The sequence below is a fragment of the Tessaracoccus rhinocerotis genome (genome assembly GCF_007197885.1).
Lineage (GTDB): Bacteria > Actinomycetota > Actinomycetes > Propionibacteriales > Propionibacteriaceae > Arachnia > Arachnia rhinocerotis.
On record NZ_VKKG01000002.1, the window covers coordinates 56,385 to 81,988 of the forward strand.

Genomic DNA, 25,604 nt, shown 5'->3' on the forward strand with positions numbered 1-25,604 from the left:
GTCGGGGATCGCCAGCACGCGCGTAGCCCCGGCGGGAGGGAAGAATTCATGTTCGAACGGTTTACCGACCGCGCCAGGCGCGTGATCGTGCTCGCCCAGGACGAGGCGAAGCTGCTGAACCACAACTACATCGGCACCGAGCACATCCTTCTGGGTCTCATCCACGAGGGTGAGGGTGTCGCTGCCAAGGCTCTGGAGTCCCTCGGGATCTCACTGGAGGCGGTACGGGAACAGGTGGAGGAGATCATCGGGCAGGGACAACAGGTCCCCACCGGTCACATCCCCTTCACCCCCCGTGCGAAGCGCGTGCTGGAGCTGTCGCTGCGCGAGGCGCTGCAGATGAACCACAGCTACATCGGCACCGAGCACATCCTGCTCGGCCTCATCCGCGAGGGTGAGGGTGTGGCGGCCCAGGCGCTGCTCAAGCTCGGCGCGGACCTCAACCGCGTGCGCACCACCGTCATCCAGCTGCTCTCGGGCTACCAGGGGAAGGAGGCGTCCCTGTCGGGCGCCCCCGAGGTCGGACCGGAGAAGTCGTCGTCACAGGTGCTGGACCAGTTCGGCCGCAACCTGACGCTCGCCGCCCGCGAGAACCGGCTGGACCCGGTCATCGGCCGCACCAAGGAGATCGAGCGCGTCATGACCGTGCTCAGCCGACGCACCAAGAACAACCCGGTGCTGATCGGCGAGCCCGGCGTCGGCAAGACCGCCGTCGTCGAGGGGCTGGCCCAGGCCATCGTCCGCGGCGACGTCCCGGAGACGCTGCGCGACAAGCAGATCTACACGCTGGACCTCGGCGCGCTCGTGGCAGGGTCCCGCTACCGCGGTGACTTCGAGGAGCGCCTGAAGAAGGTCCTCAAGGAGATCAAGTCCCGCGGCGACATCATGCTGTTCATCGACGAGATCCACACCCTCGTCGGGGCCGGCGCGGCCGAGGGCGCCATCGACGCCGCGTCGATCCTCAAGCCGATGCTCGCCCGCGGTGAACTGCAGACCATCGGTGCCACCACCCTCGACGAGTACCGCAAGCACATCGAGAAGGACGCCGCGCTGGAGCGCCGCTTCCAGCCGATCCAGGTGGCTGAGCCGTCGGTCAGCATGACCGTCGACATCCTCAAGGGCCTGCGGGACCGCTACGAGGCGCACCACCGCATCACCATCACCGACGAGGCCCTCTCGGCCGCGGCGACGATGGCGGACCGCTACATCCAGGACCGGTTCCTGCCGGACAAGGCGATCGACCTGATCGACGAGGCCGGTGCCCGCCTGCGCATCCAGCGCATGACGGCTCCGCCGGACCTGCGCGAGTTCGACGAGCAGATCGCCAAGATCAAGGTCGAGAAGGACGCCGCGATCGACGCCCAGGACTTCGAGAAGGCGGCGAAGCTGCGCGACGAGGTCCAGCGGCTGCAGGCGCAGCGGGCGGAGAAGGAGGAGGCCTGGAAGCAGGGCGACTCCGACATCCCCGCCGTCGTCGGCGAGGAGGAGATCGCAGTCGTGCTCTCCGGCACCACCGGCATCCCCGTGTTCAAGCTCACGGAGGAGGAGTCCGCGAGGCTGCTGCGCATGGAGGCCGAGCTGGGCAAGCGCTACATCGGCCAGGAGGATGCCGTCAAGGCGCTCTCCCGTTCCATCCGACGCACCCGCGCCGGCCTGAAGGACCCGAAGCGACCTTCCGGCTCGTTCATCTTCGCCGGCCCCTCGGGCGTCGGCAAGACCGAGCTCACCAAGGCACTCACCGAGTTCCTGTTCGGTGACGAGGACGCCCTCATCACGCTGGACATGTCCGAGTACTCCGAGAAGCACACCGCGTCCCGGATGTTCGGTTCGCCTCCGGGCTACGTCGGCTACGAGGAGGGTGGACAGCTCACTGAGAAGGTGCGCCGCAAGCCGTTCTCGGTGGTGTTGTTCGACGAGATCGAGAAGGCCCACCCCGACATCTTCAACTCGCTGCTGCAGATCCTCGACGAGGGTCGCCTCACCGACGCGCAGGGCCGGGTCGTGGACTTCAAGAACACGGTGATCGTGATGACCACCAACCTCGGATCCCGCGACATCAGCAAGGGTGTCAACCTGGGCTTCTCGCAGGCCGGGGACGCCGAGAGCAGCTACGAGAAGATGAAGGCCAAGGTCTCCGACGAGCTCAAGCAGCACTTCCGTCCGGAGTTCCTGAACCGCGTGGACGAGGTGGTGGTCTTCCACCAGCTCACGCAGGCCGACATCGAGCGGATCGTGGACCTCATGGTCGCGCAGGTCGAGGAGCGCCTCAGCGACAAGGACATGGGCATCGAGCTCACCCCTGCCGCGAAGACGCTCATCGCCAAGCGTGGCTTCGACCCGGTCCTCGGTGCCCGTCCGCTGCGTCGCGCCATCCAGCGCGACATCGAGGACATCCTCGCCGAGAAGATCCTGTTCGGGGAACTCACCGGCGGCCAGATCGTCCTGGTGGACGTGGCGGAGGAGGGCTCCGAGCTGCCGTTCAAGTTCACCGGCGTCGCGAAGGGCGAGGTGGACCAGCTGGCCCCGGCGGCGACCGACCAGGGCTGAGGCCAAACGCAGTAGTCGAAGACGGCGGCGCGTCCCACCAGGGGCGCGCCGCCGTCGCGTCGTGCTGGGCCGGCTCAGGCGAAGTGGCCCACCATGGCGAGCACGAACGCGAAGATCCCGGCGGCCACCACGGATGCGGAGATGAAGAACATCAGGAAGCCGTCGGCCAGGCTGCCGCGCTGGCTGGTCAGCGTGCGGTGGTGGTGCTGGTAGCGGCGATGCGCCCGCAGCCCCATGACCACGGCGAGCGCGATACCGGCAGCGGTCGGGGCCAGCGCCCACAGGCCCACGGTGGGGGAAATGATGCGGGCGTAGATGACGGATCCGACGGCGAGCGCCAGGGCGGTGCGTTGCCATGAGAGCGCCACCCGCTCCGGTTGGAGCCCCGGGTCGAACGGTTGCTGGGACATGGCGTTCAGCGCAGGACCAGGCCCAGCATCACCAGGCCGCCGGCGACGGCGACGGCCACCACCACGGGCAGGGCGAGCATCGGGTTCGGCAGGGGCGTGTTGTTGCGTAGTGCCCGCTCGTTGCGGGCCCAGCCGAACCAGGCCTGGACCGGGGCCAGGATCCCGGTCAGCATCAGCACCACCGAGGCCGCCAGCTGCAGGTCCGGCTGCAGGCCCAGCCCCAGCGCCTCGAGCGCGACGCCACCGGCCATCAGGGCCAGCGCCGTGCGGATCCACGCCAGGAACGTGCGCTCGTTGGCGAGGGTGAACCGCGCGTCGGGCTCCTCGCCGTGCGAGTACACCGACTGTGGGAACCGCTGTCTTGCCACTGACCACTCCTCCGTCGTAGACGGCCGCCCTCCGGCGCCGCCACAACTCTCGCACATCCGCCGGGGCCGACGGAAAGCGGCGCCCCCGGCAGCGCCAGGGGGCTCAGGTCGGCGCGTCCGCGGGAGTGACGGCACCGCCGACCAGCCGCACGCGCACGGTCTCGGCGCCGGCGCGTTCCTCGGAGCGCACCACCGCCCGCTGGCCGTTGGGCAGCTCGACGCCGATCTCGACGTGCCCCAGGTCGAAGCCCTCGTCGAGGACCTGCACGGGCACGCCGTCGGGGTGCAGCTCGAGGCTGCGGGGACCGACGCCGAGTACGTGGCCCGCCGGGAGGCTGCCGCTCCAGCCGAGCGCTCGCGCGTCGTCGGCCGTGAGGAAGGCCTTGTTGCCGAGGAACCGGGCCACCGCCACCGACGCGGGTTGCCGCCACAGTTCGTCGGGCTCGGCCCGCTGCAGCAGCCGTCCGTCGACGATCACGCCGACGGTGTCGCCCACCATGGAGGACTCCTCCTGGTCGTGGGTGACGTAGATCGCGGTGGTGCCCACCTCGCGCAGGATCCGGGAGACCTCGCCGGCGAGGTGTCGCCGCAGCCCGGTGTCCAGGGCGGAGAGCGGCTCGTCGAGCAGCAGCGCCCGGGGCGACGGCGCGAGCGAGCGCGCGAGGGCGATTCGCTGCGCCTCGCCGCCGGAGAGTTCGGTGGTCTTGCGCTTCTCGTAGCCCGCGAGGCCCACCAACTCGAGCATCTCGGCCACCCGGTCCTGCCTCGAGCCCTGCCACTTGCCCAGTCCGTAGGCGACGTTGCGGCCCACGTTCAGGTTGGGGAACAGCTGGCCGTCCTGGAACACGAAACCGAAGTTGCGCTTGTGCACCTTGACGGCCGAGAGGTCCTCACCGTTCCAGTGGATGCTGCCGGCATCCAGCTTCGCCAACCCCGCGATGGCCCGCAGCAGGGTGGACTTGCCGGACCCGGACGGGCCGAGCAGCGCCAGCACGTGGCCGGGCTGCAGGTGGAGGCTGACGCCGTCGACGGCGGTGACGTCCTTGTACCGGACCACGACGTCGCGGGCCTCCAGTCCTGCTACCACGTGGCGACTCCCTTCGGGCGACGGCCCTCGGCGGCGGCCATCACGACTGCGGTCAATACTGCCAGCAGGGTGGCTGCGGCCAGCGCCATGCCGTAGTTGTCGGCGCCCGGGCGGCCGAAGAGCCGGAAGATGACCACGGGCAGGGTGGGGTCGTCGGGCCGGGACAGGAACGAGGTGGCCCCGAACTCGCCCAGCGACGTTGCGAACGCGAACCCGGCGGCCAGCCCGAGGCCCTTGGCCAGTTGGGGGAGTTCGATGGTTGCCAGCACCCGCCAGTGGTTGGCGCCCAGGGTGCGGGCCGCCTCCAGCTGCCGCGAGTCGATGGCGTGCAGCGACGGCAGGAGGCTGCGCACCACCAGCGGGAGTGCGACCAGCGCCTGCGCGATGGGGATCAGCGCGAGGCTGGAGCGCAGGTCGAGCGGCGGCCGGTTGAGGGTGATCAGGTACCCGAAGCCGACGGTCACCGCCGACACCCCCAGCGGCAGCAGGAACAGGCCCTCGACGGCCCACAATGCCCGCCGCCCCCGCTGTGAGGCGGGGCGGCGCGAGGCCACCAGGGAGACCAGCACGCCGAGCGCGAGCGCGACGGTGGCCGCCACCAGCGCGATCCACAGCGAGTTCCACACTGCCCGCGAGACGGGCACCGACAGGGCAGGGTTCTCGGCGGTGAGAAGGGCCGCGTAGTTGTGCAGGCTCCAGCCGCCGTCGCGCCTCAGGGACCGCACGGCGAGATTCACCAGTGGCGTGAGCAGCAGCACCAGCACCACCGTCGCGGTCACGACGACGGTGGCCCAGTCCCGGCGCCAGGTGGCGGCGGAGACGCCCGTGTCGTCGGTGTGCAGGCGCCTGGCGTGTGTCGTGCGGCGCTGCAGGGCGTTGGTGGCAACCAGCAGCAGCGTCACGACCAGCAGCTGGGTGATGGACAGCGCGGCGGCTGCGGGCAGGTCCAGCAGCTGGGTGGTCTGGAACCAGATCTCGGTCTCGATGGTCGAGTACCTGACCCCGCCCAGCACCATCACGATCCCGAAGGAGGAGGCGCAGAACAGGAACGTCAGGGACGCGCCGGCGGCGATCGCCGGGCCGAGGGCGGGCAACACGACGGTCAGGAAGCCCCGCAGTGGCGAGGCCCCGAGGGTGTGGGCGGCCTCAGCGAGGCGCGGGTCCAGCCGCCGCCACATCGTGCCCACCGTGCGCACGATCACCGAGTAGTTGAAGAACACCATGGCGAGCAGGATGGCGATCCAGTGGTCGTCGAGTCCGAGGGGGCCGAACGGGCCGCCCGTGTCGAACAGGGAGCCGAACGCGACCCCCACCACCACCGTCGGCAGCACGAACGGCACCACCACCAGGGCACGGACGACGGCGCGGCCGGGGAACCGGCGCCGGTACAGCAGGTGCGCGCCGGGGATGCCCAGCAGCACGCACACGACCGTCGCGAGCCCCGCCATGCCCAGGGTGAACCCGAGGATGCGCCAGGTGCGTGGGGCGCTGAAGACGCGCTGGAAGCCCTCCAGGGTGGGCACGCCGTCGACGACGAAGCCCTTCAGCACCAGTGCGCCCGCAGGCCAGAAGAAGAAGACGGCGAGGAAGGCGGCCGGGATGACCCCGGCCACCACCCACGCCAACCGCCACAGTCGCAAGGTCAGCCGATCACCCGGGCGGTCCAGTCGGCGATCCACTGGTCGCGGTTGGCCGCGATCTCGTCGGCCGGGACGTCGATGGGGTCCGAGGACAGCGGGGCGAACGAGGCCCAGTCGGCCGGCAGCTCCACCTCGTCGTCCACCGGGTACATGTACATGTTCTCCGGGATCGAGGCCTGCACCTCGGGCGAGAGCAGGAAGTCGATGAACTCGCGCGCGCCCGGTTCGTTCTCGGCGCCCTCGATCACGCCCGCGTACTCGACCTGTCGGAAGCAGGTCTCGAGCAGGGCCTCGGTGGTGGAGGCGCTGCCGTCCTCGGTGAGGGTGAACGCGGGGGAGGTGGCGTAGGACAGCACGAGCGGGTAGGGGCCCTCGCCGTCGGCGCCGGAGAACTCCGTGTAATAGGCGTCGCTCCAACCGGAGACCACCTTCACGCCGTTGGCCACGAGCGCGTCCCAGTACTCCGGCCAGGCGTCGCCCTCGGCGCCCACGGTGGCGGCGAGGAACGCCAGCCCCGGCGAGGACGAGGCGGGGTGCGAAACCACCAGCAGGTCCTTGTGGGCGGGGTCGGTGAGGTCGTCGAGGGTGGCCGGCACCTCGATCCCGGCCTCCTCGAACCACTGGGTGTCGGCGTTGATGCAGACATCGCCCATGTCGACAGGCGTCAGGGACTCGATGGCGTACTGCGCCGCCGACTCCGGCAGTGCCGGCGACTCGTAGGGCGCGAACACGCCCTCCTCGACGGCGCGGCCGGCGAAGGTGTTGTCCACGCCGAACACGACGTCGCCCAGCGGGGAGTCCTTGGTGAGGATCAATTGGTTCACCAGCGCCCCGCCGTCACCGGGCGCCACGTAGGTGACGTCGTAGCCGGTGGTCTCCTCGAACTGCGCCTTGAGTTCGTCGGGCAGTGCGAACGAGTCATGCGTCACGACCGTCAACTCGTTGCCGGCGGCCCCGCCCTCGCCGGGGTCCTGACTGGGGTCGGCCGGGTTGCCGGAGCAGGCCGCGAGCGCTGCCAGCGCGAGCAGCGCGGTGGTCGAGGCGGTGGTCCTGCGTGCGAAAGACATGAGTCTCCTCCTGGTCCTCCGGGCTCGGCCGCGCACGACCGAGGAGATGTGTGCTCACTCCCTACGCCGGTGCTAGCCGGATCAGGTTTGAGGGTCTGCGGTTCCATCCGCACTCTCAGCGCACTGGTTGCGCTCCCCTGTGTGCCTGCCAGCCTACACCGCGTTGGCGGGGGACTCGGCCACGCTCTGTGCCGCGGACCCGCGGTGCAGGATCCGGTAGGGGCCCTGCAGGCGCAGTGCCGCCAGCAGCGGCAGCACGGCCGAGGCGAGGCCCACCAGCACCCCCAGCCCCACCAGGCCCCACAGGCCGCCCCAAGGGATCTCCAGGAAGGGGTAGCCCATCGTTGCGAGGCCGCGCTGCAGCCCCCAGCCGGCGATGGCGCCGGCCGCGGTCCCGACCAGGCCGCCGACGGTTCCCATCAGGACGGCCTCTAGGGCCACCATCGCGCTGACCTGGATCCGGTCCATGCCCACCAGCCGCAGCGCGCGGAACTCGGGCTTGCGCTCCTGGACGGCGATCAGCAGCGTGCCGGTGATGCCGATGATCGCGATCCAGGTGAGGAGTGTGAGCAGCGAGTCGACGGTGTCGGCGGCGGCGGCGAGGGCGGCGCCTCGGGAGTCTGCCAACTCGTCGATGTCCTGGACCCGCAGCAGCGGGTCGGTGCCGGCGATGTCGACCAGGGCGGTGCGGACGGCGCCGACGTCGGCCGCGCGGGCCAGCTCGAGGGCGACGAAGTCGTCGACGTCGGTGACCCCCCGGTCGGTGAACGTGCCGCGGGCGGAGATGACGGGCGGCAACTCCACGCCGCGGGCGGCCTGGAAGATCCCGACGACGCGGACCTCCACCCGCTGCTGGTTGACCACGACGTTGAAGGCGTTGCCGCGTTCGAGGCCGCTAGCGGCAGCGTGGTCCGCCGAGATCATGATCTCGTCGTTGGCGTCGACGTCGCGGCCGTCGGTGACCTCGTAGTTGACCACCGACTCCAGCGTTCCCGGAGCCGCCACCAGGACGCGCAGCGGGTCCCCGCCGTGCAGGGCCGTCTGGACGCCGTAGGAGGCTACCCGCTCGACGCCGGGCAGGGCTGCGGCCAGCTCGGCGACCTGGCGGTTGAACCCACCGTCGTCGGCCGACGAGGTGACGAACAGGTCCCCGTGGACGTTCTCAGGGAGGTCGTGGTGCGCCGAGGCCCTCCCCGAGGCACCCAGGACCGCGAAGGTGGCCACGAGACCCACACCCAGGACGAGGGCCGCAGTGGCCTTGGCGAACCGCACGGGGTGCCGGGTGACGTTGCGGGCGGCGATGGTGCTCACGTCGCGCAGCGCAGGCCTTCCGAGGAGGCCGACGAGCCGCACGAGGGGTGCTCCCAGCACGGGGGTGGCGATTGCCGTGCCCACCAGGACCACGCCGGCGCCCAGCAGGGCCCACGCCCACGGCAGCGGCATGCCGGGCACGATGGTGCCCACGGCGAGCAGGCCCACCCCGACGGCGACGAGGCCGACGCTGGTCCAGGCGGCGTCGCTGAAGTGCAGCCGGGGGCGGGGGATCAGGGGCCGGGGCGGCAGGGCCTGGGTGAAGGAGACGGCGGTGGCGTGCCGGTGTCCTGCCAGGACGGTGATCACGACGCCGATGCCGACGCACAGCCAGGCCTCGGTGGACGACAGGGCCGGGATGACGGTGCCCAGGGAGAGGCCGTGCTGGCGCCCGAGGTCGTTGAGCTCGGCGGCGAGCGCCTGCCCGATGGGCATGCCGATGGCCGAGCCGGCCAGTCCGAGCAGCAGGGCCTCGGCCAGGATGGGCAGCGCCACCCTCCCCGGGGAGGCGCCGAGCCTGCGCAGGAACGCGGCCTCGCCCCGTCGGCGCGCCACGAGATGGGCGGTGGTGGAGCTGATGAGGGCGGCCGCGATGCCGAGCGTGAGCAGTCCGGCGACCCACAGGCCCACCTGCGCCACGGTCAGCCGCGGGTAGAGCTGGAACTGGGTCGCCGAGGCCACCTGGGCGCCGTCGACGATCTGGTACTCGGAGGCGATGAGCTCACGCATCTCGGCGACCATGACCTCGACGTCGACCTCGGCGTCGTCGGCGACGTCCACCCAGATGCTGTTGAAGCCCTCCCTGCCGGCCTGGAAGTGGGTGCGGGCGGCGGCCTCGCTGAAGAGGGCGTAGCTGGCTCCGGCGGGTCGGTCCCCCTCGAGCGCGACCACTCCCACGACCGTCGCCTCGATCGACGGCGCGGGCCCGGTGCGCGCGAACGTGACCGTGTCCCCGAGCTCGTAGCCGCTGCGCTCCAGCGTGGGGCGGTCCAGGACCACCTCGTCCTCGCCCTCCGGGGCGCGGCCATCGCTGATCGCCATGTGGGCGCCGCCGTCGTCGTCGGTGGGCAGGAAGCTCCCGGTGATGGTGGGGGCCAGCTGTGGCTTGAGGAGTTCGCCGTCGCTGGTGATGGGGAACAGCACGTCACCGCGGATCTGGCCGCGGGCCCGGGCGACCCCCGGGATCTCGGAGACGTTGGCGACGGTGTCGGCCGAGAGCGGCGGCGGTGCGGAGACGGCGTCGACGGCGATCAGCGAGCCGGCCGGGACCACGGTGATGTCGGCCGCGGTGGCGGCGACGACGCCCTCGGTGGTGGTCCGCACCAGCGCGTTGAGGGAGATGGCCGCACTGACCGCGGCCACCGAGATGATGATCGCGCACAGGCACAGCAGCATCTGCCAGACGCGGTTGCCGAGAGTGTGGAGGCTGGCTTTCCACATGGTCAGCCCTGCGCCATGGCGGTGGCCCGGGCGTCGAGCTCGGCCAGCTTGGTCAGGACCTTCACGGGGGTGGGTGAGGGCATGTCGGCGACGATGTTGCCGTCGGTGAGCACGAGCACCCGGTCCGCCCGGGCGGCGACGATCGGGTCGTGGGTGAACAGCACGATCGCCTGCGAGGTCTCCTCCCGGGCCCACTCGAGCAGGTTCATCACCTCGTCACCTTCGCGGCTGCGCAGGCGGCCGGTGGGCTCGTCCGCGAGCAGGAGCGAGGGCCGGCCCAGCAGGGCACGGGCGGTGGCCAGCAACTGCTGCTGGGTGGGGGTGAGCGAGACCGGCGGGTGCTGGAGGAGGTCCTTCAGCCCGGCCGCGGCCACCACGGACTCGTACCAGGACTTCTCGGGCCGCTCGCCCGCCAGCGACATCGGGAGCAGCAGGTTCTCCCGGGTGGAAAGGGTGGGGACGAGGTCGGCGCCCTCGAGGACCAGTCCGATGTCGGTTCGGCGCAGCCGGGTCAGCTCGCGGTCTGAGAGGATCGCCAGGTTGTGGCCGCCGACGGTGACCTCGCCGCTGGTCGGTTGGTCCAGCCCGGCGAGGATGTTGCACAAGGTGGACTTGCCGGCTCCCGAGGGGCCGAGCACGGCGGTGACGACGCCGGCCGCGAAGGAGGCGGTGATGCGGTCGATGGCGAGGGTGTCCACACCGTCATTGCGGTGGACCTTGTGCAGGTCCAGTACGTGCGCCGTCAGGCCGGGGGAGGTGGATTGCATCGACATCATCCTGGGATCTTCTTCGGTGGGCGGCGGTCAGGTGACCTGGTCTGGGCGGGAGTAGGCGGCTTCCGTGACCCGCAGCAGCGCGTCGCGGATCAGCCTGGCGCGGGCCGTGCCCACGCCGTCGAGCTTCATGAGGTCCGCCACCGAGGCCCCGAAGAGCTCCTGCAGGGGGTAGCGCTCCACCAGCTTGTCCACGAGGTTCGCGGGGAGCCTGCCCACGGCGGTGAGCAACCGGACGCCCCTTGCCTTGATGGGGGTCTCGAGGTAGGCGTTGGGTCCGAAACCCAGGCGCTCGGCCACCAGCGAGGGGCTGAGCAGTTCGTCCGCGGAGAAGTTCTCGAGCCGCTCGAGCGTGAACAGCTCGGGCTCGGCCAGGTTGTGGGCGTAGTCCTCGCGCAGCAACTGCGCCAGGTCCCCGAAGCTGGCCATCAGCTCCTGGTGCTGCAGCGCCGTCAGTCTGCCCTCGACCCCGAGGGTGTCGATGTGGAACTGCATCTCCTGCGAGAGCCGGCGAACCATCTCGTATCGGTGCGACACCTGCACGAGGTCACGGATGGTGACCTGCTCGCCCACCTCCAGCGCGTTGAGCTGCTCCAGTACCGCGTCCAGACGGGTGACGACGCGGGCCAGCGTGGCCAGCGTCTGGTTGGCCCGGCTCGTCATCTGTCCCGTGGTCTCGATGACGTGGCGGTGGCTGTTGATGAACAGCGAGATCGTCGACATCGAGGCCGACACGGTGACCACCGGCAGTCCGGTCACCTGTGCGGTCCGGTCCGCGGAACGGTGTCGGGTGCCCGTCTCGGCGGTGGGCAGGTCACCGGCCGGAACGAGGTGGACGCCCGCGGCGACGATGCGGGTCAGGTCCGTGGAGAGGATGATGGCGCCGTCCAGCTTCGCCAGCTCGCGCAGCGCCTGCGGGGTGAACTCGACGTTCAGCTGGAAGCCGCCGCTGGAGACCTGCTGCACCTTGGAGTTGTTGCCGAGCACGACGAGGGCGCCCGTGCGGCCGTGCAGGATGCGGTCCAGTCCTGCGCGCAGGGGCGTGCCCGGCGCCATCAGGCGCTGGTACTGCCGTAGTTTCGGCCGTGACAACATCACTCCTGTTCGTGTGTCCGACGCTGGCTTCTGCGCAAGTCTAGGACCCCCAGCGCCTCGGCGAGGCTGCTAACCTCAACCACGCGCAGCCCGGCGAGTCGCGGCACCTTCACGGTGACGTCCCGCGAGCCCATCGGCACGAGCGCCAACTCGAAGCCGAGCCGCGCGGCCTCCGCCAGCCTGCGCTCCACTCCGGGCACCCGGCGCAGGTCACCGGCCAACCCCACCTCGCCGAGGGCGAGCAGGCGCTTGGGGAACTGCGTGTCCAGCGCGGCCGAGGCGACGGCGATGGCCACGGCGAGGTCCACCGACGGCTCCGAGATGCGCGCGCCACCCACCGTGGAGACGTAGACGTCCTTCTGTGACAGCGGCAACCCGGCCTTGCGTTCCAGCACGGCCAGCACCATCGCCATCCGGGAGGAGTCCAGTCCGTGGGTGGTGCGCTTGGGCGAGCCCCGCTCGGGCGACGGTGCCACCAGCGCCTGCACCTCCGCCAGCAGCGGACGACGGCCCTCCATGGTCACCGTGACGCAGGTGCCGGGGACCGGTTCGCTGTGGGAGGTGGTGAACAGCCCCGACGGGTCCGGCACCTCGACGATGCCGGTCTCGTTCATCTCGAAGCAGCCCACCTCGTCGGCGGGGCCGAAACGGTTCTTGGTGGCGCGCACCATCCGGAAGCCGGAGTGGCGGTCACCTTCGAACGTGAGCACGACGTCCACCAGGTGCTCGAGCGTGCGGGGACCGGCGATGGAGCCGTCCTTGGTGACGTGGCCCACGATCAGCACGGACATGTCCTCGCGCTTGGCGACGCGTGCCAGCGCACCGGTCACCTCGCGGACCTGCGTGGTGCCGCCGGGGGCGCCCTCGGCCTGCGCCGTCGCGATGGTCTGGACCGAGTCCACCACCAGCAGGGTGGGGCGGACCTGCTCCACGTGCCCGAGCACGGTGCCGAGGTCCGTCTCGGCGGCCAGGTAGAGCTCGTCGTGGAGCGCGCCGGTGCGGGTGGCGCGCAGCTTCACCTGGGACGCGGACTCCTCGCCGGAGATGTAGAGGGTGCGCTCCCCGGAGGCCGCCCACTTCGCGGCCACGTCCAGCAGCAGCGTCGACTTGCCGACGCCGGGCTCACCGGCCAGCAGCACCACCGCACCGGGGACGAGGCCCTCGCCCAGCACGCGGTCCAGCTCCGCGATGGTGGTGAGCCTGCGGCGGGCCAGGTCCGTGTTCACCTCGGAGATCGGCACGGCGGCCGCGGCGGGGGCCGACGAGGCCACCTGCTTCAGCTTGGGTGCACCGCGCTCGACGACGCTGCCCCACGTCTGGCACTCACCGCAGCGTCCGACCCAGCGCACGGTGGTCCAGCCGCACTCGGTGCACTGGTAGGAGTCCTGTTGTTTCGCCACGCTGAGACTCTACGTGGCCCCACCGACAGCGGCGGCCATGCCCCGGTCCCCCAGTGGTGGACCCGGCTCAGATGATGACTTCGCCCTTGGTGGGGGAGTTGAACTTCACCCGGTTGATGCCGGGGGCGCCGTTGGGGGCCACGAGCTTGAGCTGGATGCCGTCGAGCTCGTTCTCCACCGGGGTGTTGAGCCAGTCGGAGAGCCGCTCCGAGGAACCGGAGATCTCGATGGCGCGCAGGTCCACCTCCGCCGGGAGAGCGCTGGGGCGCAGGGTCTCGTCAGAGACCCACTTCAGGAAGTAGGGCAGCTGCGGATCAGCGATCAGGCCCTTGATGCCGATCTGCTGCCACTCCAGCTTGCGGCCGTCGGGGAAGTGGCGCGAGCCCGGCACCGACGAGCGCTCGAGGCGGGCCTCGTAGGGGGAGAGGTCATCGACGCTGACCACCCATCCGAGCCAGCCGCCGCCCATCTCGGAGCGGGCGCGCACGGCCTGCCCGAAGGGGGCCTTCTCCGCGGCGGGGTGCTCGAGAACCTCCACCACCTCGATGTAGCGCGCATCAGCCAGTGGGATGATGTGGTTGCGGGTGCCGAACCGAGGATGGAAGCCTCCATCCTTGAATTCCGTGCCCAGCTCAGCTGCGAGGCGCTCGGCGTCAGCTCTGAGACCGGCGGGCCCAACTGCGAAGATCAAGTGGTCCACATGCATGCCGCCATTGTGCCCCCACGAGCCCCACAAGTCCCAATCGAGCCGTGCCGTCGACGGTGCCCCGGCGGTCACCGGCGGCCACACGCCTCGAAGTAGCGGTCGAGCACCACCCGGGCCAGTCTGGGGTCCGGTGCCAGGGGCGCCGTGACCGCGTCCGCCCCGGAGCGCAGCAGTTTGTCGTGGAAGTGGCCGGGCGCCAGCAGGTAGGAGGCCACGACGATGCGCGCGCGGCTGCCGACGGGGTGCGGGACCCGTCGGCTGGAGCCGCGGGCGAGTTCCACCGCCTCGGCCACCGTCGGCCTGGCGATCGCCCCGAAGCCCACGTGCACCGGGCCCGGCCGACGGCGGCGCAGCGCAGCCGCCACCTCCTCCACGTCCCGGGCGGCACCGGGACTGCTCGATCCCGCGGCGGCGAGCACGACCGTGTCGAAGCCGCGGGTGCCGACCTCCGCGAGCCGGTCCACCAGGATGTCCACCAGCCGCGGATCGGGCCCCAGGGCGGCCGCGGCGCACGAGCGCCCAGCAGCGCCGCGCTGCTCGACCGCACGCGCGATGTCGACCCCGACGTGGTACCCGGTCGACAGCAGCAGCGGGACGACGACCGCCTCGCCCGCCTCGTCGGGGCCGTCGGCCACCACGTCGGCGACGACGTCGGCCACGCTCGGCCGCTGCACGTCCACGAAGGCCTCCAGCACCTCGAGGTCGGGGCGTGCCGCGCGGACGTCGTCGAGCAGCGCGCGGACCACGCGGCGTCCCACCGGATCGCTGGTGCCGTGCGAGCAGCCCACCAGCGCCGGGGCTGCCGGCACGGCGGCCGGCCAGGCCCGGGTGCTCACCCGCGCACCGGGCCCGGGGTCAGGGCGATGCCGACCGCGCCGTCGCGAACGCTCACGGGCCAGGTGGCCAGGTCCGCGGCCTGGCCGGCGACGGGGCTGCGGCCGCCGTCGTCGAGGCAGGTGCCGTCGACCAGGTCGAAGACCTGCTTGTACATCGGGCTGGTGACGGTGGGCCTGCCGGCCCGGCTGCCGACGATGCCGCGGCTGATCACGTTGGCGCCGGAGAACGGGTCGCGCTGCTGCACCGCCCGGACCGTGCCGTCGGCGAGGCGGAACAGTGCCACCTGCACGCCGTCGACGATCGCGGCCGCCCCTCGCTCGGGGAGCAGGTCCTGCAGTTGGCACACGCCCTGCCAGGTGTCAGTGGTGGTGTTGGCGGTCAGCAGGGTCATCGGCGGACCTCCAGTTGCGTGCCGGCGATCAGGACGGGTCCGGCGGGGACGGCGCCACCGGCGGCGCGGGTGGCCTCGACGGCTCGGCTGTGCTCTGCGGCCGTGGCCGGCCGGAGCTGGCCGCGCTCGCTGACGTGGGCGAGCTCGGGGTCGGCGGTGGTGGGGGAGTTGACGAAGGAGTTGAACCAGCGCAGCTTCTGCGGGTCCTCCAGGACCCCGCGCCACTCGTCGGCGTAGCCCGCGACGTGCCTGTCCATCGCGGCGTCGAGGTCCGCCCCGATCCCCAGCGAGTCCTCCAGCACCACGGCGCGGATCGCCTCCAAACCACCCTCGTACTCCTCGACCCAGGCCGCGGTGCGCTGCAGCCGCTCCGCGGTGCGGATGTAGTACATGAGGAACCTGTCGATGGTGCGCAGCAGGGTCGCGTCGTCGAGGTCCTCGGCCAGCAGCGTGGCGTGGCGGGGGGTGAAGCCGCCGTTGCCCCCGACGTAGACGTTCCAGCCCTTGTCGGTGGCGATGACGCCGACGTCCTTGCTGCGGGCCTCGGCGCACTCCCGGGCGCAGCCGGAGACGCCGAGCTTGATCTTGTGCGGGGAGCGCAGCCCGCGATAGCGCAGTTCCAGCTCGATAGCCATGCCAACCGAGTCCTGGACGCCGAAGCGGCACCAGGTGGAACCGACGCAGGACTTCACCGTGCGCAGCGACTTGCCGTAGGCGTGGCCGGACTCGAAACCGGCGTCCACGAGGCGTCGCCAGATGTGGGGCAGCTGCTCGAGGCGGGCCCCGAACATGTCGATGCGCTGGCCGCCGGTGATCTTCGTGTACAGCCCGAAGTCCTTGGCCACCTGCCCGATGACGAGGAGCCCTTCGGGGGTGATCTCGCCCCCGGGGATGCGCGGGACGACGGAGTAGGTGCCGTCCTTCTGGAGGTTGGCCAGCGCGTGGTCGTTGGTGTCCTGCAGTGCCGCCTGCTCGCCCTCGAGGACGTGCCCACCGTGCAGGGAGGCGAGGACGGAGGCGATGGTCGGCCGGCAGATGTCGCAACCGCGCCCGGCGTCGGCGGCCCCCTCCGGGACCAGCCCGAAACGGGCGATGATCTCGCTGAAGGTGGTGAGGCCTGCGACGCGGACGACGTCGAACAGTTGCGCGCGGGACAGGTCGAAGTGCTCGCACAGGGCGTTCGAGACCGCCACGCCCGCCCGCTCCAGCTCCGTGGTGGTGAGTTTCTTCACGAGCGGCAGGCAGGACCCGCAGCTGGTGCCGGCACGGGTGCACGCCTTCACCCCGGCGAGGTCGGTGCAGCCCTGCTCGGTGACGGCGCCGCGGATGGTGCCCGCCGTCACGTTGTTGCACGAGCAGACGGTGGCGTCGTCGGGCAGCTCCAGGTCGGGCGCATCCGCGGCGCCGGCGGGCGCGAGGAGGAGGCCGGGGTCCCCGGCCAGCTCGGTGCCCAGCAGCGGGCGCAGGGCCGGGTACAGGGAGGCATCGCCGACGAAGACGCCGCCCAGCAGCGTGCGGGCGTCGTCGGAGACGACGAGTTTCTTGTAGACGCCGGCCAGCGGGTCGGAGTGGACCAGCTCCACGGATCCCGGGGTCTCGGCATGCGCGTCGCCGAAACTTGCGACGTCCACGCCCTGCAGCTTCAGCTTCGTGGCGGTGTCCGCGCCAGGGAAGGTCGCCTCGCCGCCCAGCAGCCGGTCGGCCACCACCTCGGCCATCGCGTATCCGGGGGCCACCAGGCCCACGCAGCGACCGTTCACGCAGGCCACCTCACCGATCGCCCAGACGTGCTCGTCGGGGGTGCGGCAGGTCTCGTCGACGACGACGCCGCCCCGTTCGCCGACGGGTAGACCCGCCGCCCGGGCAAGCTCGTCGCGGGGCGTGATGCCGGTGGCGACGACGACGACGTCGGCGTCCAGGCGCCCGGCGCCGCCCAGGTCGAGGTGCCCGACGTTGCCGGTGCGGCGGGACGGCCGCACGGCGCGGGTGCTCGCGTTGCAGCGCACCGCGATCCCCATCGCCCTGATCAGTCGCCCGAGTGCCTCGCCGCCGCCCAGGTCGAGCTGCGCGTTCATCAGGTGGGTGCCCTGCTGGAGGACGGTGGCGTGTGCGCCGAGGGCCTTCAGGGCACCGGCGGCCTCGAGGCCGAGCAGGCCGCCGCCGATGACGGCGCCGCGCACTGGCCGCTCCCAGTCGCCCTCCCACGCCTCCGGGCGCCGGATCTTCTCCACCCAGCCGCGCAGGGCCGCGACGTCGTCGATGGTGCGGTACACGAACACCCCGGGGGTGTCGTTGCCGGGGATCGGGGGCATCGCCGCGCTGGAGCCGGTGGCCAGCACCAGTTGGTCGTAGGCGTGCACCCGTCCCAGCCGGTCCGTGACGTTGCGGGCGCCCCGGTCGATGGCGGTGATCGCGCAGCGGCTGTGGAACTCAACCAGCGGGTCCTCCCACAGCGCGGGGTCGCCCAGCGCGAGCTCGTCGGGGTCGCGCGCCGTGAAGTAGCTGGTCAGCGCCACCCTGTCGTAGGGGCGGCGCGACTCCTCGGCGAACACCGAGATCCGCCAGGTGCCGGCGGTGTCCCTCGCACGGAGCGCCTCGACGAGGCGCGCGGCCACCATGCCGCCGCCCACCACGACGAGGTGGGAGGGGTGCGGCTGCGGGGGTGTTCCGGTCACGGGTGACCTCCTGGCTGGGCTGACAAGGTGTCAAACACGCTATGGGCGAGCCGTTTCCGGGCCGTGTCCCACCTGTTGCCCGCCGGTAACGGTTCATTGCTCCCGCGTAACGGACTGCTCACACCCGGCCGCTGCCCCGGTTCGGGTACCGCTCCGCCGCCCGCGGTGCGCGTGTAGGGTTTGCTACGTGTCCACGTCGAAAGTGCTCCTGTCGACAACGTCGGTGTACCCGGAGTCGACGGCAAGTGCCTTCGAGCTCGCCGGCCGGCTCGGCTACGACGGCATCGAGCTGATGGTGGGCATCGACCCGCTGGCCGCCGACGTCGAGGCCGTGTCCAAGCTCGCCGACTACCACGGCGTCCAGGTCCACTCCGTGCACGCGCCCGTGCTGCTGGTCACCCAGAACGTGTGGGGGAGCGACCCGTGGGAGAAGCTGGAGCGCTCCGGCGAGGCCTGTCGCCAACTCGGCGCCGACACCGTCGTGGTACACCCGCCGTTCCGCTGGCAGCGTGAGTACGGGGCCGGGTTCGTCGAGGGCATCCGCCGCCTCAACGCGGACTACGACGACGTGACCTTCGCCGTGGAGAACATGTACCCGTGGCGCACGCCCGGCGGCAGTTTCCAGGCCTACGTGCCGCACTGGGACCCCACGGACCTCGACTACGACCACCTCACCCTCGACCTGAGCCACGCCTCGACGGCGCGGATGCAGTCGATGCAGCTCGTCCACAGCTGGGGCGACAGGCTGCGCCACGTCCACCTCACCGACGGCCGCGGCTCCTTCAAGGACGAGCACCTGCTGCCGGGCGAGGGGGACCAGGACGCGTGGGACGTGCTCGCCGAACTCGGCAAGGCGGGCTGGGACGGCCACATCTGCCTGGAGGTCTCCACGCGCCGCGCCCGCAGCCGCCACGAACGCGAGGTGCTGCTCGCCCAGATGTTGGAGACGTGCCGCAAGGTCCTGTCGAAGGGAGCCCCGGCCGATGCGTAGGATGCAGCGTCTCGTCCAGCGTGCCATCCGTTCGGAGCGGCTCAACAGGATCGCCCAGGAGACGGCCGTGCGCGACCTGGCGCTGGCCTACTTCGCGGGCGAGCACGTCGACGACGCCGTCGCCACCGCCGCCGACCTCAGGCGCAAGGGCCTGTCGGTCAGCTTCACCCACCTGGGCAGTGAGTGCGGCGACACCCCCGTCGAGTTGGGTCGGCTGCTCGACGCCCTGGGTGAGGGTGCAATCGGCGCGGAACTGTCGGTGCGGCCCTCCAGCATCGGCCTGCGGGAGTCCGTGGACCTGGCCCGGGGCACCCTCGTCGACCTCTGCGCCGCGGCCGACGACGCCGGCGCCAGCGTCACCCTCGAGATGCAGGGCCACCCGGAGTACACGCAGACCCTGGCCCTCTACCGGGGCGTCGTCGGACACCACCCCAGCCTCGGCATCACCCTGCCGGTGGACCTGCGCCGGGCCGAGCGCGACGCCCGCGACCTGGGCCGCGACGGCGCCCGCGTCCGTATCTGCATCGGCACCTACCCGGAGCCGAGGTCGGTGGCCATCCGCTCCGAGCACGAGAAGTCCCTCGCCCTGGTGCGCTGCCTGCGCATCCTCGTCGAGGCGGGCGCGCACACCCTCCTGGCCAGCCATGACCCGCGCGTCATCCACATCGCGCAGGAACTCGCGCACCGGGCCGACCGGACCACGGAGGACTTCGAGTTCCAGATGCTGATGGGCGTGCGGCCGCTGGAGCAGCGGCGCCTCGTGGACATCGGCATGCGCTGCCGCACCTACATCCCGTTCGGCCCGGCCTGGTACGAGTACCTCGCCGGCCGGATCGCCGCGCGGCCGCGGACCCTGTGGAACTACGCCCGGGCCATCCTCGACAAGCGATGACGGCCGGGGAGATGGAGACGGCCACCACGCCGTCGGGGACGAGTCGCATGCTGCGGATCGAGATCCTGGTGGTGCTGGGGATCTCGCTGGGCCAGTCCGCCGTGTACTCGGTGCTGCGCATCATCAACCGCCTCACCTACGAGGTGCCGCTGAACCAGCAGACCACCACCATCAACAGCTCGACCACGCCCGACCGGCCCTGGCTGGACCTCGCCTACCAGGTGGCCGGCACCGTGTTCCCGCTGATGCCCGCGGTCCTCGTGCTCTACCTGTTGTGGGCAGTCCACCGGCCAGAGGGCGGCCCGTTCGGCTCGATGGGATTCGACCTCGCCAAGCCGGGGCGCGACCTCGCCGTCGGGTTCGCCACCTTCGCCGGGATCGGCGTCGCCGGGCTGGCGTTCTATCTCGTCTCACGCGAGCTGGGCATCAATACCAACGTCGCCCCGGCCAACCTCGCCGCGGCGTGGTGGACGGTGCCTATCCTGCTGCTGCGCGCGGTCATGAACGGCATCCTCGAGGAGGTGGTGATGCTCGGCTACCTGTTCACGCGCTGGCGCCAGAGCGGCGGCGGAATCGTCGCCGTACTGGTCGGCAGCGCGCTGGTTCGCGGCGGCTACCACCTCTACCAGGGCTTCGGCGGCTTCATCGGGAATGCCGTCATGGGTGTCCTGTTCGGGTTGATCTACCTGAGGACGAAGCGGGTGATGCCGCTGGTGGTCTGCCACACCCTGCTCGACGTGTTCGCCTTCGTCGGCTACGCCCTGCTGGCGCCCCACCTCGCCTGGCTCTAGGGGGACCCACAGCCCGGGCCCGTGAGGGTTGTTTTACATCGCTGTCACGAGACGGCGGATCCGCGTAACACCTGCTTCCTACGTTGTGAATGGCACCTTCGCGACGACAGGAGAAGACATGACGCTGATCCAGGAGGACGTCCTCGGGACCGCCTCGGGTACCGTCCCGACCCGCGGTCGTGGCCGTTGGCTGCAGGGCTACGACCCCGAGGACCGGGCCCAGTGGGAGGCAGGTGGCCGGGCCATCGCGCGCCGGAACCTGTGGTGGTCGATCCTCACCGAGTTCCTCGGATTCGTCGTGTGGCAGCTGTGGGCCATCACCGTGGTGTTCCTGCCCGCGGCAGGGTTCGAGCTGAGCGTGTCGCAGAGCTTCTGGCTGATCTCCCTGCCCTCCCTGGTGGGGGCGACGCTGCGGATCCCGTACACGTTCATGGTGGGCCGCTTCGGCGGCCGCAACTGGACCGTGGTCTCCGGACTGCTCCTGCTGCTCCCGGCCGTGGGGCTCGGGCTGGCCGTGTCCAACCCGGACACCCCGTTCTGGGTGCTGCTGCTGGTGGCCGCCACGGCAGGCTTCGGTGGCGGCAACTTCGCCTCCTCGATGGCCAACATCTCGTTCTTCTTCCCGGCCCGTGAGAAGGGCTGGGCGCTCGGCCTCAACGCCGCCGGCGGCAACCTCGGCGCCGCCGTCGCGCAGCTCGCCGTGCCGCTGGTGATCTCCGTCGGGGCGGCCGGGGCGCTGCGACTCCCGATGGCCGGCTGGGTCTGGGTGCCGCTGGTCCTCCTGGCGGCACTGGGCGCCTGGTGGCGGATGGACAACCTCTCCGACGCGCGCAGCGACGTGGCCGGGTCCCTCGCCGCCGTCCGCCAACCGCACTTCTGGATCCTGGCGCTGCTCTACGTGGGCACCTTCGGCTCCTTCATCGGCTTCTCCGCCGTGTTCCCGAAGCTGATCGCCGACACTTACCCGCAGTACTCCACGTTCGCCCTCGGCGCGGCCTCCCTCTCGCTGTCCTTCCTCGGGCCGCTCGTCGGTTCGCTGGCCCGGCCGTGGGGCGGCCGGCTCGCCGACCGCCTCGGCGGCGCACGGATGACAGTCGGGGCGTTCGCGGCCATGTCCGCGCTGGCCCTGTGCGTGGTGTGGACCCTGCCGCTGCGCAACTTCTGGCTGTTCCTGGGCCTGTTCCTGCTGCTGTTCGTCGCCTCGGGGCTCGGCAACGGGGCGACCTACAAAATGATCCCGACCGTCTACGGGCTGCGAGGCCGGGCGCACCTGGCGGCACCGGCGCTGGGGCTGGTCTCGGCCGTCGGCGGCTACGGCGGCTTCATCATCCCCCAGGTGCTCTCGGCCGCCAAGCAGACCACCGGCGGCTACGAGCCGGCTTTCCTCGGCTTCGTCGGCTACTACCTTGCCGCGATGGTCCTGTGCTGGGCCGTCTACCTCAGGCGCGACGGCGCGATGGCTGCGCAGCGTGTCTGAGACCACCGCGCGGGAAGCCACCGCCACCCACTGCCCGTACTGCGCGCTGCAGTGCGCGATGACCCTCACGACCACCCCCGACGGCGTGCGCGTCGAGGGGCGCGAGTTCCCCACCAACCGGGGTGGCCTGTGCCGCAAGGGCTGGACCGCAGCCGAACTGCTGGACCGGCCCGACCGCCTGGGAACCCCGCTGCTGCGCACCGAGGACGGGACGTTCGAGCCGGTCGGTTGGGACGTCGCCCTGACAAGGTGGGTGCGCGAGCTCCGCGCCGCCCGGGCCACCCACGGCGCGGACGCCGTCGGGGTGTTCGGCGGCGCCTCGCTGACCAACGAGAAGGCCTATGCGCTTGGCAAGTTCGTGCGGCTGGGGCTGGGCTCCTCGCGGGTCGACTACAACGGACGGTTCTGCATGTCGTCGGCCGCGGCGGCGGGCAACCGCTCCTTCGGGGTGGACCGCGGTCTGCCGTTCCCCGTCACCGACCTCGACGACGCCCACACCGTGCTGCTGCTCGGGTCCAACGTGGCCGACACGATGCCCCCGTTCGTCCAGCACCTCGCGGAGGCTCGGGCGGCGGGCGGCCTGTTGGTGGTGGACCCGCGCCGCTCCGCGACGGCCGACCTGACGGCCGATGGCCAGGGCACGCACCTGCAGCCACTGCCCGGCACCGACCTGGCGCTGCTGCAGGGCCTGGCGCACGTGGTCCTCGCCGAAGGGCTGGCCGACCACGAGTACCTGGCGGCGCGTACCACCGGCCTCGCGCAGCTGCGACCCGCGCTCAACCAGTGGTGGCCGGAGCGGGTCGAGGCCGTCACCGGCGTCCCCGCCCACCGGATCCGGGAGGTGGCGCGACGGCTGGCCTCGGACCCGCGCGGCACCTACGTCCTGACCGGCCGCGGCGTGGAGCAGCACGCCGACGGCACCGACACGGCGACGGCCGCGATCAACCTCGCGCTGCTGCTCGGCCTGCCGGGCGGCGAGCGCTCCGGCTACGGGACCCTCACGGGGCAGGGCAACGGCCAGGGTGCCAGGGAGCACGGGCTCAAGGCGGACCAGCTCCCCGGGTACCGCAGCATCTCCGACCCGGCCGACCGGGCGGCGGTGGCCGCGGTCTGGGGCGTGGCGCCGGAGACCATTCCGGGTCCTGGGCTGCCGGCCGTCGAACTGCTCGCGTCCCTCGGCCGGCCGGGAGGGGTGCGGTGCCTCTGGGTCAACGGCTCCAACATCGTGGTCAGCGCGCCCGACGTCGCCGCCGTCGCCGCGGGACTGGAGCGCCTGGACTTCCTCGTGGTCAGCGACTTCTTCTTCTCCGAGACCGCGGCCCACGCCGACCTGGTGCTGCCGGTGCGGCAGTGGGCGGAGGAGGAGGGCACCATGACCAACCTCGAGGGGCGCGTGCTGCGGCGACGCAGGGCCGTCGCCCCACCGCCGGGGTTGGTGGGTGAACTGGAGATCATCGCAGAACTGGCCCGCAGGCTCGGGGTGGAGGGATTCACCGACGACCCCAGGGAGGTGTTCGTCGAACTCGCCGCCGCCTCGGCCGGCGGCCGAGCGGACTACTCGGCCATCACGTGGGACCGGCTGGACGCGGGCGAGGCCCTGCACTGGCCGTGCCGGCCCTCCGCGCCCGAGGGCAGCCCGCGCCTGTTCCTGGAGCGCTTCGCCCACCCCGACGGCAGGGCCCGGCTGGTGCCCGTGGGCGGCCCGACCCGTCGCCCGGCCCCCGGACCCGGCCCCGCGGGCGGCCTGGTGCTGACCACCGGGCGCTGGCTCGAGCACTACCAGTCCGGCACGCAGACGCGTCGCGTCGGGTCGCTGGCCGCCGCCCGGCCCGAGGCCCGCCTGCAGGTCCACCCGGCGACCGCGGCCGCGCGGAGCATCGCCGACGGCGACGTCGTCGAGGTCACCAGCGCGGTGGGCAGCGCCCTGGTGCGGGCCGAACTGTCCACGGCCGTCCGCCCGGACACCGTGTTCCTGCCCATGCACTTCGGCGGCGAGGCGACGGCCAACCTGCTCGTCGAGGCGCGCACGGACCCGGTCTCCGGCATGCCTGACTTCAAGGCCACCGCCGTCACGCTCCGTCGGCCCGTCGCCGGGGGGAGCGCATGATGCGGCACGCGCTGGACGTGGGCGACCGGCTGCTGGTGGTCGGCTTCGGGCCGGTTGCCGTGCGCCTGGTCGACGAGCTGCTGCCCGAGGTGGCCGCCGGCAGGCTGCGGGTCACCGTCGTCGGCGCCGAGGCGCGCCCCGGGTACAACCGGGTGCTGGTCGGGGAGTACGCCGTCGGCCGCACCGACCACGAGGCGCTGGAACTCGTGGACGAACCGGCCTGGCGGGGCGCCGGTGTGGAGCTCATCCTGGGCGCACCCGTGACCTGGGTCGACCGGTCCGCGCGCGTCGCGCACCTGGCGCCGGGCTCACCGGTGGAGGAGGTCGGCTACGACGCGCTGGTGCTGGCCGTCGGCGCGAGGGCGAACGTGCCCGTGCTGCGCGGCATCAACCCCGACCCGGCGGCCGTGGCGCACCTCCCCCGAGGGGTGACGGTGCTGCGCACGCCGGCCGACGGTGACCAGTTGCGGGCGGTGGTGGCGCGCAGGGGCCGCGTCGTCGTGCTCGGCGGCGGGGTGCTGGGGCTGGAACTGGCGCTGGCGGCCCACGAGCAGGGCTGCGACGTCACCGTCGTCCACCACCGGCCCTGGCTGCTGACGCGCTCCGCGGACCGGGCGGCGGGGGCGATGCTGGAGGCGGTCCTGGCCCGCGCCGGTGTGCACGTGGTCGCCGACGCGATCGCCAGGGAGGTGGTGCTGCACGAGGGCGGGGACTTCGCCGGGCTGCGCCTGGCCGACGGACAGCTGCTCGCCGGGGACCTGCTGATCCTCGCCTGCGGCACCACCCCGAGGACCGGCGTGGCAGCCGGGGCGGGGCTGCGGGTGGACCGCGGGATCCTCGTGAACCACGACCTGGAGGCGGACACCGAGGGGCGGGTCTTCGCCATCGGCGACTGCGCCGAGGTGCTGTGCGCGGACCCCACGTGCACGGTGTGCCCGCCGCGCAGGGGACGCGGCCCCGCCGGACTGATCGGGCCGGGCTGGCAGCAGGCGCAGTGGCTCGCCGCCCGGATCCGGCGGGAACTCGACTCCGACCCCGAGCCGATGGAGCCCCTGCCGAGCATCGAGTCCGACGTCATCCGGCTCAAGGCGCACAGCGTGGAGTTCGCGGCCGCCGGGGAGATCGACGGGGAGCCGTGGGAGTCGCCGTGCGGCCGCAGCGTTGCGCTGTGGGCCGATGCCGCCGCAGGCAGCCTCGCCAAGCTGGTGCTGCGCGACGACCGCCTCGTCGGTTTCATCGCGCTCGGCCTGCCCCGCACGGCCGCCGAACTCGGGCTCCGCTACGGCGACGGGGCCGAGGTCCCCGCGGACCTGAGCGTGCTCCTGCGCCTGGACGGTCCGGACGCGGTGGATCCTGGCTCGCCCTCGCCGACGGCGACGCTGTGCAGGTGCGCCGGGGTGCCTGCGGAAGACGTCACCGCGGCCATCGAGGACGGCTGCCGCAGCGTCGCCGAGATCGGGGCAGCCACCCGTGCCGGCACCGGCTGCGGCGGCTGCCGGCCGGTGCTGCAGCAGCTGCTGGACCGCGACGGTGCCGTGGCCCACTGATGCGCGTGGGCAGCCGTCCGGCGCAGCGACCGATCCGTCGTAGACTCCTCCC

The 25,604-nt window shown here is 71.9% G+C and carries 20 protein-coding genes and 1 riboswitch; of the genes, 7 read left to right on the forward strand and 13 right to left on the reverse strand.

Annotation, left to right across the window (positions count from 1 at the left end; translation table 11 throughout):
- Positions 1-48: 48 nt before the first annotated feature.
- Positions 49-2,547: an ATP-dependent Clp protease ATP-binding subunit gene (locus FOJ82_RS05425; protein WP_143937465.1), complete on the forward strand. Its 2,499-nt coding sequence runs from the start codon at positions 49-51 to the stop codon at positions 2,545-2,547.
- A 74-nt stretch (positions 2,548-2,621) separates the two neighbouring features.
- On the opposite strand, the gene FOJ82_RS05430 is transcribed toward FOJ82_RS05425, so the two are convergent.
- The 13 genes from FOJ82_RS05430 to nirB form a co-directional block, all read right to left on the reverse strand.
- Complete coding sequence (locus tag FOJ82_RS05430; RefSeq protein ID WP_143937466.1) at positions 2,622-2,957, reverse strand: DUF202 domain-containing protein; 336 nt, start codon at positions 2,955-2,957, stop codon at positions 2,622-2,624.
- Positions 2,958-2,962: 5 nt separating this feature from the next.
- Positions 2,963-3,325 (reverse strand): YidH family protein, encoded by a 363-nt coding sequence (locus FOJ82_RS05435; RefSeq protein ID WP_246099770.1) that lies wholly within the window; start codon positions 3,323-3,325, stop codon positions 2,963-2,965.
- A gap of 103 nt (positions 3,326-3,428) precedes the next feature.
- The gene (locus FOJ82_RS05440) at positions 3,429-4,412 is read right to left on the reverse strand and encodes an ABC transporter ATP-binding protein (protein WP_143937468.1); all 984 of its coding nucleotides are present in this window, start codon (positions 4,410-4,412) and stop codon (positions 3,429-3,431) included.
- Positions 4,406-6,025 carry an ABC transporter permease gene (locus FOJ82_RS05445; protein ID WP_246099771.1) on the reverse strand — a complete coding sequence of 540 codons (1,620 nt, stop codon included), beginning with the start codon at positions 6,023-6,025 and terminating at the stop codon, positions 4,406-4,408. Before FOJ82_RS05445 ends, FOJ82_RS05440 begins: the two co-directional genes overlap by 7 nt.
- Before the next feature lie 29 nt (positions 6,026-6,054).
- On the reverse strand, positions 6,055-7,119 hold the full coding sequence (locus tag FOJ82_RS05450) for a thiamine ABC transporter substrate-binding protein (protein ID WP_143937469.1): 1,065 nt from the start codon (positions 7,117-7,119) through the stop codon (positions 6,055-6,057).
- 41 nt (positions 7,120-7,160) lie between these two features.
- Positions 7,161-7,268, reverse strand: a riboswitch (TPP riboswitch).
- Between the two features lie 4 nt (positions 7,269-7,272).
- Complete coding sequence (locus tag FOJ82_RS05455) at positions 7,273-9,870, reverse strand: FtsX-like permease family protein (RefSeq protein WP_143937470.1); 2,598 nt, start codon at positions 9,868-9,870, stop codon at positions 7,273-7,275.
- Positions 9,871-9,872: 2 nt separating this feature from the next.
- Positions 9,873-10,637 carry an ABC transporter ATP-binding protein gene (locus tag FOJ82_RS05460; RefSeq protein WP_143937471.1) on the reverse strand — a complete coding sequence of 255 codons (765 nt, stop codon included), beginning with the start codon at positions 10,635-10,637 and terminating at the stop codon, positions 9,873-9,875.
- Positions 10,638-10,673: 36 nt separating this feature from the next.
- Complete coding sequence (gene disA, locus FOJ82_RS05465; RefSeq protein WP_143937472.1) at positions 10,674-11,738, reverse strand: DNA integrity scanning diadenylate cyclase DisA; 1,065 nt, start codon at positions 11,736-11,738, stop codon at positions 10,674-10,676.
- Positions 11,738-13,138, reverse strand: a complete 1,401-nt coding sequence (gene radA / locus FOJ82_RS05470) for a DNA repair protein RadA (RefSeq protein WP_143937473.1) — start codon at positions 13,136-13,138, stop codon at positions 11,738-11,740. The genes disA and radA overlap by 1 nt, the downstream gene beginning before the upstream one ends.
- 67 nt (positions 13,139-13,205) lie before the next feature.
- Complete coding sequence (locus FOJ82_RS05475) at positions 13,206-13,844, reverse strand: VOC family protein (protein ID WP_143937474.1); 639 nt, start codon at positions 13,842-13,844, stop codon at positions 13,206-13,208.
- A gap of 68 nt (positions 13,845-13,912) precedes the next feature.
- Positions 13,913-14,680 carry a sirohydrochlorin chelatase gene (locus FOJ82_RS05480; protein WP_221933045.1) on the reverse strand — a complete coding sequence of 256 codons (768 nt, stop codon included), beginning with the start codon at positions 14,678-14,680 and terminating at the stop codon, positions 13,913-13,915.
- Positions 14,677-15,072, reverse strand: coding sequence for a nitrite reductase small subunit NirD (gene nirD / locus FOJ82_RS05485; protein ID WP_143937475.1), 396 nt, complete (start codon positions 15,070-15,072; stop codon positions 14,677-14,679). Before nirD ends, FOJ82_RS05480 begins: the two co-directional genes overlap by 4 nt.
- On the reverse strand, positions 15,069-17,747 hold the full coding sequence (nirB, locus tag FOJ82_RS05490) for a nitrite reductase large subunit NirB (protein ID WP_246099772.1): 2,679 nt from the start codon (positions 17,745-17,747) through the stop codon (positions 15,069-15,071). Before nirB ends, nirD begins: the two co-directional genes overlap by 4 nt.
- Before the next feature lie 187 nt (positions 17,748-17,934).
- Between nirB and FOJ82_RS05495 the strand changes: the two genes are divergently transcribed.
- The 6 genes from FOJ82_RS05495 (at position 17,935) to FOJ82_RS05520 (ending at position 25,552) form a co-directional block, all read left to right on the forward strand.
- On the forward strand, positions 17,935-18,738 hold the full coding sequence (locus tag FOJ82_RS05495) for a sugar phosphate isomerase/epimerase family protein (protein WP_246099773.1): 804 nt from the start codon (positions 17,935-17,937) through the stop codon (positions 18,736-18,738).
- 1 nt (position 18,739) lies between these two features.
- A complete protein-coding gene (locus FOJ82_RS05500) occupies positions 18,740-19,630 on the forward strand; it encodes a proline dehydrogenase family protein (RefSeq protein WP_143937477.1) in 891 nt (296 codons plus the stop codon).
- On the forward strand, positions 19,627-20,421 hold the full coding sequence (locus tag FOJ82_RS05505; RefSeq protein WP_246099774.1) for a CPBP family intramembrane glutamic endopeptidase: 795 nt from the start codon (positions 19,627-19,629) through the stop codon (positions 20,419-20,421). Before FOJ82_RS05500 ends, FOJ82_RS05505 begins: the two co-directional genes overlap by 4 nt.
- Before the next feature lie 118 nt (positions 20,422-20,539).
- Complete coding sequence (locus tag FOJ82_RS05510) at positions 20,540-21,898, forward strand: MFS transporter (RefSeq protein ID WP_143937478.1); 1,359 nt, start codon at positions 20,540-20,542, stop codon at positions 21,896-21,898.
- Positions 21,891-24,005, forward strand: coding sequence for a molybdopterin oxidoreductase family protein (locus FOJ82_RS05515; RefSeq protein WP_281279928.1), 2,115 nt, complete (start codon positions 21,891-21,893; stop codon positions 24,003-24,005). The genes FOJ82_RS05510 and FOJ82_RS05515 overlap by 8 nt, the downstream gene beginning before the upstream one ends.
- Positions 24,002-25,552 carry an FAD-dependent oxidoreductase gene (locus FOJ82_RS05520; protein ID WP_221933046.1) on the forward strand — a complete coding sequence of 517 codons (1,551 nt, stop codon included), beginning with the start codon at positions 24,002-24,004 and terminating at the stop codon, positions 25,550-25,552. Before FOJ82_RS05515 ends, FOJ82_RS05520 begins: the two co-directional genes overlap by 4 nt.
- Positions 25,553-25,604 lie beyond the last annotated feature (52 nt).

What these genes read in the sequence shown, in the direction of transcription:
- FOJ82_RS05425 (WP_143937465.1), top strand. Translation starts at nt 49, where the DNA reads ATGTTCGAACGGTTTACCGACCGCGCCAGGCGCGTGATCGTGCTCGCC.
- FOJ82_RS05430 (WP_143937466.1), bottom strand. Translation starts at nt 2,957, where the DNA reads ATGTCCCAGCAACCGTTCGACCCGGGGCTCCAACCGGAGCGGGTGGCG.
- FOJ82_RS05450 (WP_143937469.1), bottom strand. Translation starts at nt 7,119, where the DNA reads ATGTCTTTCGCACGCAGGACCACCGCCTCGACCACCGCGCTGCTCGCG.
- FOJ82_RS05455 (WP_143937470.1), bottom strand. Translation starts at nt 9,870, where the DNA reads ATGTGGAAAGCCAGCCTCCACACTCTCGGCAACCGCGTCTGGCAGATG.
- FOJ82_RS05460 (WP_143937471.1), bottom strand. Translation starts at nt 10,637, where the DNA reads ATGCAATCCACCTCCCCCGGCCTGACGGCGCACGTACTGGACCTGCAC.
- disA (WP_143937472.1), bottom strand. Translation starts at nt 11,738, where the DNA reads ATGTTGTCACGGCCGAAACTACGGCAGTACCAGCGCCTGATGGCGCCG.
- FOJ82_RS05475 (WP_143937474.1), bottom strand. Translation starts at nt 13,844, where the DNA reads ATGCATGTGGACCACTTGATCTTCGCAGTTGGGCCCGCCGGTCTCAGA.
- nirD (WP_143937475.1), bottom strand. Translation starts at nt 15,072, where the DNA reads ATGACCCTGCTGACCGCCAACACCACCACTGACACCTGGCAGGGCGTG.
- FOJ82_RS05500 (WP_143937477.1), top strand. Translation starts at nt 18,740, where the DNA reads ATGCAGCGTCTCGTCCAGCGTGCCATCCGTTCGGAGCGGCTCAACAGG.
- FOJ82_RS05505 (WP_246099774.1), top strand. Translation starts at nt 19,627, where the DNA reads ATGACGGCCGGGGAGATGGAGACGGCCACCACGCCGTCGGGGACGAGT.
- FOJ82_RS05510 (WP_143937478.1), top strand. Translation starts at nt 20,540, where the DNA reads ATGACGCTGATCCAGGAGGACGTCCTCGGGACCGCCTCGGGTACCGTC.
- FOJ82_RS05520 (WP_221933046.1), top strand. Translation starts at nt 24,002, where the DNA reads ATGATGCGGCACGCGCTGGACGTGGGCGACCGGCTGCTGGTGGTCGGC.